The sequence below is a fragment of the Acidovorax sp. Root568 genome (assembly GCF_001427445.1).
GTDB classification, from domain to species: domain Bacteria; phylum Pseudomonadota; class Gammaproteobacteria; order Burkholderiales; family Burkholderiaceae_C; genus Acidovorax; species Acidovorax delafieldii.
The window spans coordinates 621,012-634,927 of the sequence record NZ_LMGP01000018.1; the positions used below are offsets into that span (position 1 = coordinate 621,012).

Genomic DNA, 13,916 nt, shown 5'->3' on the forward strand with positions numbered 1-13,916 from the left:
GGTGCATATAAATCATGCGCTAGCGGCCTAAATCATCTGAATCCATCTTCGGTAAACCCCGTTATGCATGCTGTTGAGATCACATCGTTTGGTGGGCCTGAGGTGCTGCGTCTGGGTGAGCGCCCCGCTCCTGTAGCGGGTGCGGGTGAGCTGCTGATCCGCGTGGCGGCCAGTGGCATCAACCGCCCAGATGTATTGCAGCGAATGGGCCACTATGCGCCGCCTCCTGGCACCTCGGATCTTCCGGGGCTGGAGGTCGCGGGGGTGGTTGAGTCGGGCGATGCTTTGGCGATGGCAGAGGCGGGCATTCGTGTGGGTGACCGTGTTTGCGCCTTGGTGGCGGGTGGTGGTTATGCCCAGTGGTGTGTGGCGCCGGTGGTGCAATGCCTGCCGGTGCCTGATGGCTTCAGTGACGTAGAGGCTGCGTCACTTCCGGAGACGTTCTTCACGGTGTGGAGCAATGTCTTTGACCGTGCGCGTTTGCAAGCCGGTGAAACCTTCCTGGTGCAAGGCGGTACGAGTGGCATTGGCGTGACGGCTATTCAGCTGGCACGTGCCTTCGGTGCTACCGTGATTGCCACCGCTGGAAGCGATGACAAGTGTGCAGCGTGCCTGGCGCTGGGCGCGCACCACGCCGTCAACTACAAGTCTCAGGACTTTGTGGCCGAGGCGAAACGAATCACCGAGGCGCGTGGTGTTGATGTGGTGCTCGATATGGTGGCAGGTGACTATGTCGCCCGCGAGGTCGAATGCCTAGCCGAGGACGGACGGATCGTCATCATCGCCGTGCAAGGGGGTGTGCAGAGCGGTTTCAATGCAGGGTTGGTGCTGCGCAAGCGGCTCACCATCACAGGGTCCACGTTGCGTCCGCGTCCCGTGGCTTTCAAGGGTGCGATTGCACGGGCGCTGCGTGAGCATGTCTGGCCCTTGCTGGCAGCGGGCAAGGTGCGTCCGGTCATCCACAGCACGTTTGCTGCTGCGGATGCGGCACAAGCCCATGCGCTGATGGAGTCCAACCAGCATGTTGGCAAGATTGTTTTGACGTGGTAATCATGAACAACAAGAAAAAACTCATCGCTGGCAACTGGAAGATGAATGGCAGCCTCGCTGCCAACGAAGCTTTGTTGAAGGCCTTGATTGCGGGTGCTGCAGATGTGGCTTGTGATGTGGCAGTCGCAGTGCCAGCGCCCTATCTGGCGCAGGTGCAGGCGTTGACGGCCGGCACTGCCATTGCGGTGGCAGCACAGGATGTGTCTTCGCACGAGGCGGGTGCCTACACTGGTGAGGTATCGGTGGCCATGCTGAAGGATTTTGGTGTGCGCTATGCGCTGGTGGGGCACTCTGAGCGCCGCCAGTACCATGGTGAAACGGACGCGATTGTGGCGGAGAAGGCCCAGCGCGCGCTGGCGGCCGGTGTGACGCCGGTGGTCTGTGTGGGGGAAACACTGCAGGAGCGTGAAGCGGGACTGACCGAGGCGGTGGTCAAGCGGCAACTGGCAGCGGTAATTCATCTCAACGGTCATTGCATCAGCGAGATCGTGGTGGCTTACGAGCCTGTGTGGGCCATTGGCACGGGTCGCACCGCGTCGCCGGAGCAGGCGCAAGCCGTGCATGCCGTGCTGCGCACCCAGCTGGCAGCTGCGAGCGAGCATGCGGACCGCATCCGGTTGCTGTACGGCGGCAGCATGAATGCGGCCAATGCAGCCCAGTTGCTGGCGCAGCCCGATATCGACGGTGGCTTGGTCGGTGGTGCTTCGCTGAAGGCGCCCGACTTTCTACAAATCATTGCGGCCGCCCGTTGAGGCGGCTGCGAGTCAAACAATTCAATCAGGAGTGAACAGAGAATGAACGTGATCGTGAATGTGATTTTGGCAGTGCAGATGTTGGCGGCCCTGGCCATGATCGGCCTGATCTTGATTCAGCATGGCAAGGGAGCCGACATGGGGGCGGCTTTCGGTAGCGGCAGTTCGGGCAGCCTCTTTGGCGCCAGCGGCAGCGCCAACTTCCTGTCCCGTACCACGGCCGTGCTGGCTGCAGTGTTCTTTGTTTCTACGCTCGCGTTGGCCTACTTTGGCAATGCTCGTCCCGCCAGTTCGGGCAGCGTTCTGGAAACGCCAGCCGCTGCCGTGCCTGCCGGCGCACCTGCTTCTGAGGTGCCTGCAGCGCCTGCCGCTCCCGCTTCGGGCGCCGCGCAGATCCCGACCAAATAATTGAACTGAATTTCGGCCCGCAGGGCCGAAGCAGGGTTTTTCCGGAGTAGAATTCTGGATTGTCTGGAAAGCCAAAAGCCGCAAGGTTCCTCATGCCATCCAGATGCAAAAATCAGCCGTCGTGGTGAAATTGGTAGACACGCTATCTTGAGGGGGTAGTGGCGAAAGCTGTGCGAGTTCGAGTCTCGCCGACGGCACCAAAACAAAGGCCTGCCTGCATGACCCGGCTTGGGTCCTGACGGGCAAGGCCACAGCGGTGAGCACATCCTCAAGATGAACCTCGATCAGTACCTCCCCGTCCTTTTGTTCATCTTGGTCGGCATCGCCGTAGGCGTTGTCCCCCTTGTACTCGGCTACATACTGGGCCCCAACCGCCCGGATGCCGCAAAGAACTCCCCCTACGAATGTGGCTTTGAAGCCTTCGAGGATGCGCGCATGAAATTCGATGTGCGCTACTACCTCGTGGCCATTCTCTTCATTCTGTTCGACCTGGAAATCGCATTCCTTTTCCCGTGGGCGGTCACGCTGCACGAGGTGGGTGTGGCCGGTTTTGTGGCGGTCGTGATTTTCCTGGCCATTCTGGTCGTGGGTTTTGCCTACGAATGGAAAAAGGGTGCCCTGGATTGGGAATGAGCGGACTTCAACAAGGACAATGCAATGATTGAAGGCGTGATGAAGGAAGGCTTCATCACCACGAGTTACGACTCAGTGGTGAACTGGGCCAAGACCGGTTCTCTGTGGCCGATGACGTTTGGTCTGGCTTGCTGTGCTGTGGAGATGATGCACGCTGCGGCGGCCCGGTATGACATCGGTCGTTTTGGTGCGGAAGTGTTCCGTGCCAGCCCTCGTCAGTCCGACCTGATGATCGTGGCAGGCACGCTGTGCAACAAGATGGCCCCCGCACTGCGCAAGGTGTACGACCAGATGTCCGAGCCGCGCTGGGTTTTGTCGATGGGTTCGTGTGCCAATGGTGGTGGTTACTACCACTACAGCTATTCGGTGGTGCGCGGTTGTGACCGCATCGTGCCGGTAGATGTTTATGTGCCAGGTTGCCCTCCGACGGCAGAAGCTCTGATCTACGGGATCATCCAGCTGCAGCAGAAGATCCGCCGCACCAACACCATTGCTCGTGTCTGAAGGGTTGATGATGACAGCTGTTGCCATTCGGCCTGAGAAGCTTAAAGAGAATATCTCTGCGGCGCTGGGTGCCAAAGTGCGCCAGATTTCGGTCGCTCTCGACGAGGTCACCCTGGTGGTCGCTGCTGCTGACTATCTGGATGCGATGCGCTTGCTGCGCGATTCGGAAGGTTGCCGTTTCGAGCAGCTGATCGATTTGTGCGGTGTGGACTATTCTGCATATGGCGATGCAGTCCATGAGGGTGCCCGCTACTGTGTGGTGTCGCACCTGTTGTCGGTCAGCCTCAACCAGCGAGTGCGCGTGAAGGTGTTCTGCCAAGACGATGATTTCCCGGTTGTTGCTTCGGTAGCTGAGCTGTGGAATGCAGCCAACTGGTACGAACGCGAAGCCTTCGATCTGTTTGGCATCGTGTTTGATGGTCATAACGACCTGCGCCGCATTCTCACGGACTACGGATTTATCGGGCACCCTTTCCGCAAGGATTTCCCCTTGTCTGGACATGTCGAAATGCGTTACGACGCCGAGCAGCGCCGTGTAGTGTATGAACCCGTGTCCATCGAGCCGCGGGAAATCACGCCCCGCATCATCCGCGAAGACAAGTACGGAGGCCTGCACTGAGTCGCCTCGCGCCTCATGTGATCCATCATGGCTGAAATCAAGAACTACTCCCTGAACTTTGGTCCGCAGCACCCTGCGGCGCACGGTGTGTTGCGCCTGGTGCTGGAGCTGGACGGCGAGGTTGTGCAACGCGCTGACCCGCATATTGGTCTGCTCCATCGCGCCACCGAGAAGCTGGCCGAGCACAAGACCTACATCCAGTCACTGCCCTACATGGACCGGCTGGACTACGTGTCGATGATGTGCAACGAGCACGCCTACTGCCTTGCCATCGAGAAGCTGCTGGGCCTGGAAGTGCCGGTGCGCGCGCAGTACATCCGCGTGATGTTCTCCGAGATCACGCGCTTGCTGAACCACCTCATGTGGTTGGGCTCGCACGGTAACGACTGCGGCAGCTCCACCATCCTGATCTACACCTTCCGCGAGCGGGAAGACCTGTTTGACATGTACGAGGCGGTTTCTGGCGCGCGCATGCATGCGGCCTATTTCCGTCCGGGCGGCGTCTACCGCGATCTGCCCGACAGCATGCCGCAGTACAAGGTCAGCAAGATCAAGAATGCCAAGGCGCTGGAGGCGTTGAACCAGAATCGTCAAGGGTCTCTGCTGGACTTCATCGACGATTTCACCCAGCGTTTCCCAGGCTGTGTGGACGAATACGAAACACTGCTCACCGACAACCGCATCTGGAAGCAGCGCACGGTGGGCATCGGTGTGGTGCCACCCGAGCGAGCCCTGAATCTGGGTATGACCGGCCCCATGCTCCGTGGCTCCGGTATCGCCTGGGACCTGCGCAAGACCCAGCCATACGACGTATACGACCGTGTGGATTTCGATGTGCCAGTGGGCAAGACCGGTGACTGCTACGACCGCTACCTGGTGCGTGTGCAGGAAATGCGCGAGTCCAATCGCATCATCAAGCAATGCGTGGACTGGCTCAAGGCCAACCCCGGTCCTGTGATCACGGACAACCACAAGGTGGCTGCGCCCGCGCGTGAATCCATGAAGTCGAACATGGAAGAGCTGATCCACCATTTCAAGCTCTTCACGGAAGGTTTCCACGTGCCGGAAGGGGAGGCCTATGCGGCGGTGGAGCATCCCAAGGGCGAATTCGGTATTTACCTGGTGAGTGATGGTGCCAACAAGCCTTACCGACTCAAGATCCGGGCGCCGGGTTTTGCGCATCTGGCGACGCTCGACGAAATGGCGCGTGGCCACATGATCGCGGACGCTGTCGCCATCATTGGCACCATGGATATCGTGTTCGGAGAGATTGACCGATGATTACCGAAGCGACCAAGGCGCGGTTTGCGCGCGAAGTGGCCAAGTACCCTGCGGACCAGAAGCAGTCTGCGGTGATGGCTTGCTTGTCCATCGTTCAGCAAGAGCAGGGCTATGTCAGCGCCGAGAGCGAGGCAGTGATCGCCGACTATCTGGGCATGGCGCAGATCGCCGTGCACGAAGTCACGACCTTCTACAACATGTACAACCAGCAACCGGTGGGCAAGTACAAGCTCAACGTGTGCACCAATCTGCCCTGCCAGTTGCGCGACGGGCAAAAGGCGCTGCATCACCTGGAAAAAAAGCTGGGTGTTTCGATGGGTGAGACCACATCTGACGGCCTGTTCACTCTGCAGCAATGCGAATGCCTCGGTGCTTGCGCTGATGCGCCTGTGATGCTGGTGAATGATCGCACGATGTGCAGCTTCATGGACAACGACAAGCTCGACCAGCTCGTTGATGGCCTGCGGGCCGCGGAGGGCCAGTGATGACCACGGCAGCACAAATACTCTCCCAGTTCCAGGCTACGGGCGTTCAGACCTGTTTCCACGACCGCCATATCAACCCCCAAATCTATGTGGGCCTGAATGGCAACAACTGGAGCATCAAGGACTACGAAGCGCGTGGTGGCTATCAGGCGCTGCGTCGTATCCTGGGCAAAGATGGTGAAGAGGGCCTGACGCAAGACCAGGTCATTGCCACAGTCAAGGAGTCTGGCTTGCGTGGCCGGGGTGGTGCAGGCTTTCCTACGGGCCTCAAGTGGAGCTTCATGCCCCGCTCGTTTCCCGGCCAGAAGTATCTGGTGTGCAATTCCGATGAGGGTGAGCCTGGTACTTGCAAGGATCGTGACATCCTGCAGTTCAACCCGCACATCGTCATCGAAGGCATGATCATCGCAGCCTATGCGATGGGCATCTCGGTGGGCTACAACTACATCCATGGCGAGATCTTCCAGACCTACGAACGGTTTGAAGCCGCTCTGGAAGAAGCGCGGGCAGCAGGTTATCTGGGCGACAACATCCTGGGCAGCAGTTTCAGCTTTCAGCTGCACGCAGCCCACGGTTTTGGTGCCTACATTTGTGGTGAAGAAACTGCATTGCTCGAATCGCTGGAAGGCAAAAAGGGGCAACCCCGTTTCAAGCCACCGTTTCCGGCCAGCTTTGGCCTGTATGGCAAGCCCACTACGATCAACAACACGGAAACCTTTGCGGCCGTGCCTTGGATCATCCGCAATGGCGGTGCGGCTTATCTGGAGTGCGGCAAGCCCAACAACGGCGGCACCAAGATTTTCTCGGTGTCTGGTGACGTCGAAAAGCCAGGTAACTATGAGGTGCCTTTGGGTACCCCATTTGCCAAGCTGCTGGAACTGGCCGGTGGCGTGCGCAAAGGCCGTCAACTCAAGGCGGTGATTCCTGGTGGTTCATCGGCCCCTGTCCTGCCTGCATCCGTCATCATGGAATGCACGATGGACTACGACTCCATCGCCAAGGCTGGCTCCATGCTGGGCTCTGGTGCCGTGATCGTCATGGACGATTCCCGGAGCATGGTCGAAAGTCTGCTGCGCCTGTCGTATTTCTATTCGCATGAATCCTGCGGCCAGTGCACGCCCTGCCGTGAAGGCACGGGATGGATGTGGCGCGTGATCGATCGCATCCAGCATGGCCAGGGTCGTGAGGGTGACCTGGATCTGCTCAATTCGGTGGCGGACAACATCCAGGGCCGCACCATCTGTGCGCTGGGTGATGCTGCCGCCATGCCTGTGCGCGCCATGATCAAACACTTCCGTCCCGAGTTTGAGGCACTGATCCGGAACAAGGCTCCACAAGCCGCGACTTCCGTCTGATCGCGAGAAAACATATGGTTGAAATTGAACTGGACGGTCAGAAAGTGGAAGTCGCCGAGGGTTGCATGGTGATGCATGCGGCTGAAAAGGCTGGCACTTACATTCCGCATTTCTGCTACCACAAGAAGCTTTCGATCGCCGCCAACTGCCGCATGTGCCTGGTGGACGTGGAGAAGGCTCCCAAGCCCATGCCTGCCTGCGCCACGCCGGTCACGCAGGGCATGATCGTGCGTACCAAGAGCGACAAAGCCATCAAGGCGCAGCAGTCGGTCATGGAGTTTCTGCTCATCAACCACCCTCTGGACTGCCCCATCTGCGACCAGGGCGGCGAGTGCCAGTTGCAGGATCTGGCCGTGGGCTACGGTGGCTCCTCCTCGCGGTACGAGGAAGAAAAGCGCGTGGTGTTCCACAAGGACGTGGGCCCGCTGATCTCCATGGAGGAGATGAGCCGCTGCATCCACTGCACCCGTTGCGTGCGCTTCGGCCAGGAAGTGGCGGGCGTGATGGAACTCGGCATGATCCATCGTGGCGAGCATTCTGAAATCACCACGGTCACCGGCGACACGGTGGACTCTGAACTGTCGGGCAACATGATCGACATCTGCCCCGTGGGTGCATTGACCAGCAAGCCTTTCCGTTACAGCGCCCGCACCTGGGAACTGTCGCGCCGCCGCTCGGTGAGTCCGCATGACTCCACCGGTGCCAACCTGATTGTTCAGGTCAAGAACCACAAGGTCATGCGCGTTGTCCCGTTTGAAAACGAGGCTGTTAACGAATGCTGGATTGCCGACCGCGACCGTTTCTCCTATGAAGCGCTCAACGGTGACGACCGCCTGACCCAGCCCATGCTCAAGCAGGGCGGGGTGTGGAAGGAAGTGGACTGGCAGACTGCGTTGGAATACGTGGCCAATGGCCTCAAGAACATCAAGAACGACCACGGCGCTGCCAGCATTGGTGCGCTGGTGAGTCCGCACAGTACGTTGGAAGAGCTGTATCTGGCCAGCGCCCTGGTGCGCGGTCTTGGTAGCGACAACATCGACTATCGTCTGCGCAACGCCGAGTTCGCTGCTCCCGAAGGTATTCGCTGGCTCGGTACGTCCATCGCTTCGTTGTCCACGCTTCAGCGTGTGCTGGTCGTGGGTTCCAACCTGCGGAAGGACCATCCGTTGTTTGCGCAGCGCATCCGTCAGGCGGCCCGCCATGGCTGCCAGGTCAGTGCCATCGCTTCGGTATCCCATGACTGGGCCATGCCGGTGCAGACATTTGTGGCACAAGGTGCCGGCCAGTGGGTCGATATGCTCGGAGGCATTGCTTCCGCCATCGCCCATGAAAAGGGCATTCCCGCTCCGCAAGGTGCCAGCGCGGCCAGCGAGGCTGCCCAGGCCATCGCCCGCTCGCTGCTGGGCGGGGAGCGCAAGGCGGTGTTGCTGGGCAATGCGGCGGCGCACCACGCGCAAGCTACGCAGTTGCTGGCATGGGCCAACTGGATTGCAGAGAACACTGGTGCAACGGTGGGCTATCTGACAGAGGCCGCCAATACGGTGGGCGCGCAGTTTGCGGGCGCTCACCCTGTCAACGGTGGACTGAATGCGGCTCAAATGCTCTCCGGTGGTTTGAAGGCGGCGGTGCTGCTGAACACCGAGCCCGTCCATGATTCTGCGACGGGTGCTCAAGCTGCAACTGCTCTTGCTGGTGCAGAAATGGTGGTCACGTTGAGCCCCTTCAAGGCCAACATGGAGTTCAGTGACGTTTTGTTGCCAATTGCTCCGTTCACGGAAACCTCGGGCAGCTTTGTCAACGCCGAGGGACGCATACAGGGTTTCCACGCCGTGGTGCGCCCTCTGGGCGATACCCGTCCCGCTTGGAAGGTTCTGCGCGTGCTGGCCAACCTGTTGGGTGTGCCAGGCTTCGACTTTGAGACCTCCCAGGACGTTCTGGCCCGTGCGACGAACGCCGCTGCCGGGGCCGTTACGCAGGTGCCCGCCGCACAGTTGTCGAATGCAGTGAAGGCGTCGCCACCCGCAACGGCTGCAGCTGGTGATCCGGTCGTGGCCTCCATCTATCAACTGGACGGCTTGGTGCGCCGTTCTACGTCGCTGCAGCTCACTGCCGACGCACGCATGGCACGCGAAGGAGTGGCCGCATGATCGACGCGATCTACAACGCGGGCCTGAACCTGCTCTCCTTTGGGTGGTGGACCGGCATCTTCTGGCCAGTGCTCTGGATCCTGATCAAGATCGTCTGCATCTTGGCGCCGCTCATGGGTGCCGTGGCTTACCTCACTTTGTGGGAGCGTAAGCTGCTGGGCTTCATGCAAGTGCGCCACGGTCCCAACCGCGTGGGACCGATGGGGCTGCTGCAGCCCATTGCTGACGCACTGAAGCTCCTGACCAAGGAAATCATCCAGCCTACGGCAGCCAGCAAGGGCCTGTTTGTTCTCGGGCCCGTCATGGCCATCATGCCGGCCCTGGCTGCCTGGGTGGCCATTCCTTTCGGCCCCGACGTGGCCTTGGCGAATGTGAATGCTGGTCTGTTGTTGGTGATGGCCATCACTTCCATCGAAGTCTATGGCGTGATCATTGCGGGCTGGGCTTCCAACTCCAAGTACGCATTCTTGGGCGCACTGCGGGCCTCGGCACAGATGGTGAGCTACGAAATCGCGATGGGCTTTTGTTTCCTCGTCGTGATCATGGTGTCGGGCAGTATGAACCTGACGGAAATCGTGCTGGGTCAGGGGCGGGGCATGGCCGCAGACAAGGGCCTGACGTTCCTGTCTTGGAATTGGCTGCCCCTGCTGCCGATCTTCCTTGTGTACCTGATCTCCGGCGTGGCAGAAACCAACCGTCATCCCTTCGACGTGGTGGAAGGCGAGGCAGAAATCGTGGCCGGCCACATGGTCGAGTACTCCGGTATGGGCTTCGCGATCTTCTTCCTGGCCGAGTACGCCAGCATGTGGCTCGTGTCCATCCTGGCGGCTCTCATGTTCCTGGGCGGCTGGCTGTCTCCCCTTGATAGCGCGGTGTTCAATTGGATTCCAGGCTGGATCTGGCTGGGTCTCAAGACCTTCCTTGTGGTATCCATGTTCATCTGGATCCGGGCCACTTTCCCGCGGTTCCGGTACGACCAGATCATGCGTCTGGGCTGGAAGATCTTCATTCCGGTCACGCTGGTGTACTTGTTGTTTGTTGGCGGGTGGTTGCTCTCGCCTTGGAATATCTGGAAATAAGCGGGGACACAAATGACTGCTGTTGCTGCTGCTGCACCTTTTTCGTTCAAGGATTTCTTCAAGAGCTTCATGCTCGTGGAGTTGCTCAAGGGGATGGCCCTGACTGGCCGCTATGCGTTTCGCCGCAAGGTGACCGTGCAGTTTCCCGAAGAGAAGACGCCTTTGTCGCCACGCTTCCGTGGCCTGCATGCACTGCGCCGTTATGACAACGGCGAGGAGCGTTGCATTGCTTGCAAGCTGTGCGAAGCCGTATGCCCTGCGATGGCCATCACCATCGAATCGGATGTGCGTGCAGATGGTTCGCGTCGCACCACGCGCTATGACATCGACCTGACCAAGTGCATCTTCTGCGGGTTCTGCGAAGAGAGCTGTCCGGTCGATTCGATTGTCGAGACACACATCTTTGAATACCACGGCGAAAAGCGTGGTGACCTGTATTTCACGAAGGACATGCTCTTGGCTGTGGGCGACCGGTACGAAGGTGAAATTGCGGCAGCCAAGGCTGCAGACGCCAAGTACCGCTGAGCGGTACGGGGTTCTGCCTCTTTGCCAGACTTTCTATAAAGACCCGATTCATGGACGCCAAGACTGGTTTCTTCTATCTCTTCTCGGTGGTGTTGCTGTTTGCAGCCTTCCGGGTGATCACTGCACGCAACCCTGTGCATGCAGTGCTGTATCTCATCCTTGCGTTCTCGCAGGCGGCGGCTGTCTGGCTGTTGCTCAAGGCAGAGTTCCTGGCAATTGCGCTGGTGCTGGTGTACCTGGGCGCGGTCATGGTGCTCTTCCTGTTCGTGGTGATGATGCTGGACATTCATATCGATACCGTACGCAAGGGGTTCTGGAAGCATTTCCCTTTGGCGGCCCTCATTGGGGCGGTCATCGCCCTGGAAATGGCTGCCGTGTTGATGGGCGGATTCCGCGGCATGGAAGAGCCCAAGGCCGTCGCTGCCATGGTCGATGCCGCTGGTCATGTGGTCCCGTACTCCAACACCAAGGCGTTGGGCAAGCTGCTGTACACCCAGTATCTGTATCCCGTTGAGATCGCTGCAGTCATTTTGCTGGTGGCCATGGTGGCTGCCATCGCACTGACCCTGCGTCAGCGCAAGGACAGCAAGGCCATCAATCCTTCAATGCAGATCCGAGTGCGTGCGGCCGATCGTCTGGCAGTGGTCAAGGTGGCCGCCACCCAAAAGCCTGCTGCTGAAGAGCCTGCGCAAGCTGCTGCTGAGGAGAAAAAAGCATGACATTGACTCTGGGCCACTTTTTGTCGCTGGGCGCCATGCTGTTTGCACTCGCTGTGATCGGCATATTCCTGAACCGCAAGAACCTGATCGTGCTGCTGATGGCGATCGAGCTCATGCTGCTGGCCGTGAACATGAACTTCGTGGCGTTCTCCCACTACCTGGGAGACATGCACGGCCAGGTGTTCGTGTTCTTTATCCTGACCGTGGCAGCCGCTGAATCGGCGATTGGCCTGGCCATCCTGGTGCTGCTGTTCCGCAACAAATCCAGTATCAACGCGGAAGACCTCAACACCCTCAAGGGTTGATGGGTCGCGAGTATTCCCAAGGTTCTCAAGAATGAGTCAAACCCTCTCTGCTTCAACCCTCCTGGCAGTGCCGTTGGCACCGCTGGCAGGCGCCTTACTGGCCGGCGTCTTCGGTACGACCTTCGGTGGTAACTGGATCGGTCGTCGCCTGAGCCATACCCTGACCATCCTCGGGGTGCTGGTTGCTTTCATCCTCTCGGCGATGACGCTCAAGAGCGTGGCGCTCGATGGTGCCCGGTTCAATGAAACCCTGTACACCTGGATGGTGGTGGGTGGCTTGAAGATGGAAGTGGGCTTCCTGATCGACAGCCTCACGGCGATGATGATGGTGGTGGTGACCTTTGTGTCGCTGATGGTTCACATCTACACCATTGGCTACATGGAAGAAGACGAGGGCTACAACCGCTTCTTTGCCTACATTTCGCTGTTCACCTTCTCCATGCTCATGCTCGTCATGAGCAACAACCTGCTGCAGCTGTTCTTCGGCTGGGAAGCCGTGGGTCTGGTGTCCTACCTGCTCATCGGGTTCTGGTTCAACAAGCCTTCTGCCATCTTCGCCAACATGAAGGCGTTTCTGGTCAATCGTGTCGGCGACTTTGGCTTCATTCTGGGCATTGGCCTGATCGCAGCGTATACCGGCACCTTGAACTATGGCGAGATCTTCGCCAAGGCGGGTGAACTGGGCTCTCTGTCGTTCCCCGGCACCAGCTGGATGCTCGTCACGGTGATCTGCATCTGCCTGTTCATCGGCGCTATGGGCAAGTCAGCGCAGTTTCCCTTGCACGTCTGGCTGCCTGATTCGATGGAGGGTCCGACTCCCATCTCCGCTCTGATCCACGCTGCCACCATGGTGACCGCCGGAATCTTCATGGTGTCGCGCATGTCGCCTCTGTTCGAGCTGTCGGACACTGCGCTCAACTTCATCCTGGTGATCGGTGCCATCACAGCATTGTTCATGGGTTTCCTGGGCATCATCCAGAACGACATCAAGCGCGTGGTGGCGTACTCGACGCTTTCGCAGCTCGGCTACATGACAGTAGCGCTTGGCGCCTCGGCGTACTCGGTGGCTGTGTTCCACCTGATGACCCATGCGTTCTTCAAAGCCTTGTTGTTCCTGGGCGCAGGCTCGGTCATCATGGGCATGCACCACAACCAGGACATCCGCTGGATGGGCGGTGTGCGCAAGTACATGCCCATCACCTGGATCACCTCGCTGCTGGGTTCTATGGCCCTGATCGGCACGCCGCTGTTCTCGGGTTTCTATTCCAAGGACAGCATCATTGAGGCGGTGCACTTCAGCCATCTGCCAGCAGCCGGTTTTGCACATTTCGCAGTGCTCGCAGGTGTGTTCATCACGGCGTTCTATTCCTTCCGCATGTACTTCCTGGTCTTCCATGGCAAGGAGCGTTACGACCAGAATCCGGATGCTCACCACGACGATCACCATGGCCACGGCCACGATGATCACCACGAACCGCACGAGTCTCCCTGGGTTGTGACAGTGCCTCTGGTGCTGTTGGCCATTCCTTCGGTGGTGGTGGGTTTCCTGTTCATCCAGCCCATGCTGTTTGGGGACTTCTTCAAGGATGTCATTTTTGTGGATGCGGCCAAGCATCCTTCCATGGCACACATGGCGGAGCATTTCCACAGCGCCTGGGCCATGGCATTGCATGGTCTGCAGACGGCGCCGTTCTGGCTCGCATTGGCAGGTGTTGCGCTTTCGTACTACATGTACATGGTCAATCCTGCGTTGCCCACGGCGATCAAGGCGCGCGTACAGCCCATCTACACGTTGCTTGAAAACAAGTACTACCTCGACTGGATCAACGAGAACATTCTGGCCCGTGGTGCACGTGCGCTGGGCGTGGGTCTCTGGAAGGGTGGGGATCAGGCTGTGATCGATGGCGCCCTGGTCAACGGGTCCTGGAAGCTGGTGCGGTGGGTGGCCGGTGCTGTGCGTTGGGTGCAGTCGGGGTTCATCTACCACTATGCGCTGGTCATGATCCTGGGTGTTTTTGTGCTCATGACGTATTTCGTCTGGCTCAACAAGTAGG

15 protein-coding genes and 1 tRNA gene are annotated in these 13,916 nt (G+C 59.1%); all 16 read left to right on the top strand.

From position 1 onward, the window contains the following. Positions 1 to 63: 63 nt before the first annotated feature. The 16 genes from ASD75_RS20650 (at position 64) to nuoL (ending at position 13,915) form a co-directional block, all read left to right on the top strand. The gene (locus tag ASD75_RS20650; RefSeq protein ID WP_056747674.1) at positions 64 to 1,050 is read left to right on the top strand and encodes an NAD(P)H-quinone oxidoreductase; all 987 of its coding nucleotides are present in this window, start codon (positions 64 to 66) and stop codon (positions 1,048 to 1,050) included. Positions 1,051 to 1,052: 2 nt separating this feature from the next. Beyond that, positions 1,053 to 1,802, top strand: coding sequence for a triose-phosphate isomerase (gene tpiA, locus ASD75_RS20655; protein ID WP_056747675.1), 750 nt, complete (start codon positions 1,053 to 1,055; stop codon positions 1,800 to 1,802). A 42-nt stretch (positions 1,803 to 1,844) separates the two neighbouring features. Then, the gene (secG, locus tag ASD75_RS20660; protein ID WP_056061544.1) at positions 1,845 to 2,210 is read left to right on the top strand and encodes a preprotein translocase subunit SecG; all 366 of its coding nucleotides are present in this window, start codon (positions 1,845 to 1,847) and stop codon (positions 2,208 to 2,210) included. A gap of 115 nt (positions 2,211 to 2,325) precedes the next feature. Further along, positions 2,326 to 2,410: transfer RNA gene (locus tag ASD75_RS20665), tRNA-Leu, on the top strand. Between the two features lie 73 nt (positions 2,411 to 2,483). After that, positions 2,484 to 2,843: an NADH-quinone oxidoreductase subunit A gene (locus ASD75_RS20670; protein WP_056061547.1), complete on the top strand. Its 360-nt coding sequence runs from the start codon at positions 2,484 to 2,486 to the stop codon at positions 2,841 to 2,843. Positions 2,844 to 2,867: 24 nt separating this feature from the next. Further along, entirely contained in the window at positions 2,868 to 3,347 is a 480-nt protein-coding gene (locus ASD75_RS20675) for an NADH-quinone oxidoreductase subunit B family protein (protein ID WP_007849129.1), read from the top strand. A gap of 10 nt (positions 3,348 to 3,357) precedes the next feature. After that, on the top strand, positions 3,358 to 3,966 hold the full coding sequence (locus tag ASD75_RS20680; protein WP_056062144.1) for an NADH-quinone oxidoreductase subunit C: 609 nt from the start codon (positions 3,358 to 3,360) through the stop codon (positions 3,964 to 3,966). A gap of 27 nt (positions 3,967 to 3,993) precedes the next feature. Next, positions 3,994 to 5,247 (top strand): NADH-quinone oxidoreductase subunit D, encoded by a 1,254-nt coding sequence (locus ASD75_RS20685; protein ID WP_056061550.1) that lies wholly within the window; start codon positions 3,994 to 3,996, stop codon positions 5,245 to 5,247. Next, complete coding sequence (gene nuoE / locus ASD75_RS20690) at positions 5,244 to 5,732, top strand: NADH-quinone oxidoreductase subunit NuoE (protein WP_056747677.1); 489 nt, start codon at positions 5,244 to 5,246, stop codon at positions 5,730 to 5,732. Before ASD75_RS20685 ends, nuoE begins: the two co-directional genes overlap by 4 nt. After that, positions 5,732 to 7,087 carry an NADH-quinone oxidoreductase subunit NuoF gene (gene nuoF / locus ASD75_RS20695; protein ID WP_056747678.1) on the top strand — a complete coding sequence of 452 codons (1,356 nt, stop codon included), beginning with the start codon at positions 5,732 to 5,734 and terminating at the stop codon, positions 7,085 to 7,087. Before nuoE ends, nuoF begins: the two co-directional genes overlap by 1 nt. A 14-nt stretch (positions 7,088 to 7,101) precedes the next feature. Beyond that, a complete protein-coding gene (gene nuoG / locus ASD75_RS20700) occupies positions 7,102 to 9,234 on the top strand; it encodes an NADH-quinone oxidoreductase subunit NuoG (protein WP_056747680.1) in 2,133 nt (710 codons plus the stop codon). After that, entirely contained in the window at positions 9,231 to 10,313 is a 1,083-nt protein-coding gene (gene nuoH / locus ASD75_RS20705) for an NADH-quinone oxidoreductase subunit NuoH (protein WP_056747682.1), read from the top strand. Before nuoG ends, nuoH begins: the two co-directional genes overlap by 4 nt. Before the next feature lie 12 nt (positions 10,314 to 10,325). Next, entirely contained in the window at positions 10,326 to 10,838 is a 513-nt protein-coding gene (nuoI, locus tag ASD75_RS20710) for an NADH-quinone oxidoreductase subunit NuoI (RefSeq protein WP_010463942.1), read from the top strand. A 50-nt stretch (positions 10,839 to 10,888) separates the two neighbouring features. Beyond that, positions 10,889 to 11,557 (top strand): NADH-quinone oxidoreductase subunit J, encoded by a 669-nt coding sequence (locus ASD75_RS20715; RefSeq protein WP_056747683.1) that lies wholly within the window; start codon positions 10,889 to 10,891, stop codon positions 11,555 to 11,557. Continuing rightward, positions 11,554 to 11,862: an NADH-quinone oxidoreductase subunit NuoK gene (nuoK, locus tag ASD75_RS20720; protein ID WP_005793248.1), complete on the top strand. Its 309-nt coding sequence runs from the start codon at positions 11,554 to 11,556 to the stop codon at positions 11,860 to 11,862. The genes ASD75_RS20715 and nuoK overlap by 4 nt, the downstream gene beginning before the upstream one ends. Before the next feature lie 31 nt (positions 11,863 to 11,893). After that, the gene (nuoL, locus tag ASD75_RS20725; protein ID WP_056747685.1) at positions 11,894 to 13,915 is read left to right on the top strand and encodes an NADH-quinone oxidoreductase subunit L; all 2,022 of its coding nucleotides are present in this window, start codon (positions 11,894 to 11,896) and stop codon (positions 13,913 to 13,915) included. Position 13,916: the final 1 nt, after the last annotated feature.

What these genes read in the sequence shown, in the direction of transcription:
- nuoK (WP_005793248.1), top strand. Translation starts at nt 11,554, where the DNA reads ATGACATTGACTCTGGGCCACTTTTTGTCGCTGGGCGCCATGCTGTTT.
- tpiA (WP_056747675.1), top strand. Translation starts at nt 1,053, where the DNA reads ATGAACAACAAGAAAAAACTCATCGCTGGCAACTGGAAGATGAATGGC.
- nuoH (WP_056747682.1), top strand. Translation starts at nt 9,231, where the DNA reads ATGATCGACGCGATCTACAACGCGGGCCTGAACCTGCTCTCCTTTGGG.
- ASD75_RS20715 (WP_056747683.1), top strand. Translation starts at nt 10,889, where the DNA reads ATGGACGCCAAGACTGGTTTCTTCTATCTCTTCTCGGTGGTGTTGCTG.
- nuoF (WP_056747678.1), top strand. Translation starts at nt 5,732, where the DNA reads ATGACCACGGCAGCACAAATACTCTCCCAGTTCCAGGCTACGGGCGTT.
- nuoL (WP_056747685.1), top strand. Translation starts at nt 11,894, where the DNA reads ATGAGTCAAACCCTCTCTGCTTCAACCCTCCTGGCAGTGCCGTTGGCA.
- ASD75_RS20650 (WP_056747674.1), top strand. Translation starts at nt 64, where the DNA reads ATGCATGCTGTTGAGATCACATCGTTTGGTGGGCCTGAGGTGCTGCGT.
- ASD75_RS20670 (WP_056061547.1), top strand. Translation starts at nt 2,484, where the DNA reads ATGAACCTCGATCAGTACCTCCCCGTCCTTTTGTTCATCTTGGTCGGC.
- nuoE (WP_056747677.1), top strand. Translation starts at nt 5,244, where the DNA reads ATGATTACCGAAGCGACCAAGGCGCGGTTTGCGCGCGAAGTGGCCAAG.
- nuoI (WP_010463942.1), top strand. Translation starts at nt 10,326, where the DNA reads ATGACTGCTGTTGCTGCTGCTGCACCTTTTTCGTTCAAGGATTTCTTC.
- nuoG (WP_056747680.1), top strand. Translation starts at nt 7,102, where the DNA reads ATGGTTGAAATTGAACTGGACGGTCAGAAAGTGGAAGTCGCCGAGGGT.
- secG (WP_056061544.1), top strand. Translation starts at nt 1,845, where the DNA reads ATGAACGTGATCGTGAATGTGATTTTGGCAGTGCAGATGTTGGCGGCC.
- ASD75_RS20675 (WP_007849129.1), top strand. Translation starts at nt 2,868, where the DNA reads ATGATTGAAGGCGTGATGAAGGAAGGCTTCATCACCACGAGTTACGAC.
- ASD75_RS20680 (WP_056062144.1), top strand. Translation starts at nt 3,358, where the DNA reads ATGACAGCTGTTGCCATTCGGCCTGAGAAGCTTAAAGAGAATATCTCT.
- ASD75_RS20685 (WP_056061550.1), top strand. Translation starts at nt 3,994, where the DNA reads ATGGCTGAAATCAAGAACTACTCCCTGAACTTTGGTCCGCAGCACCCT.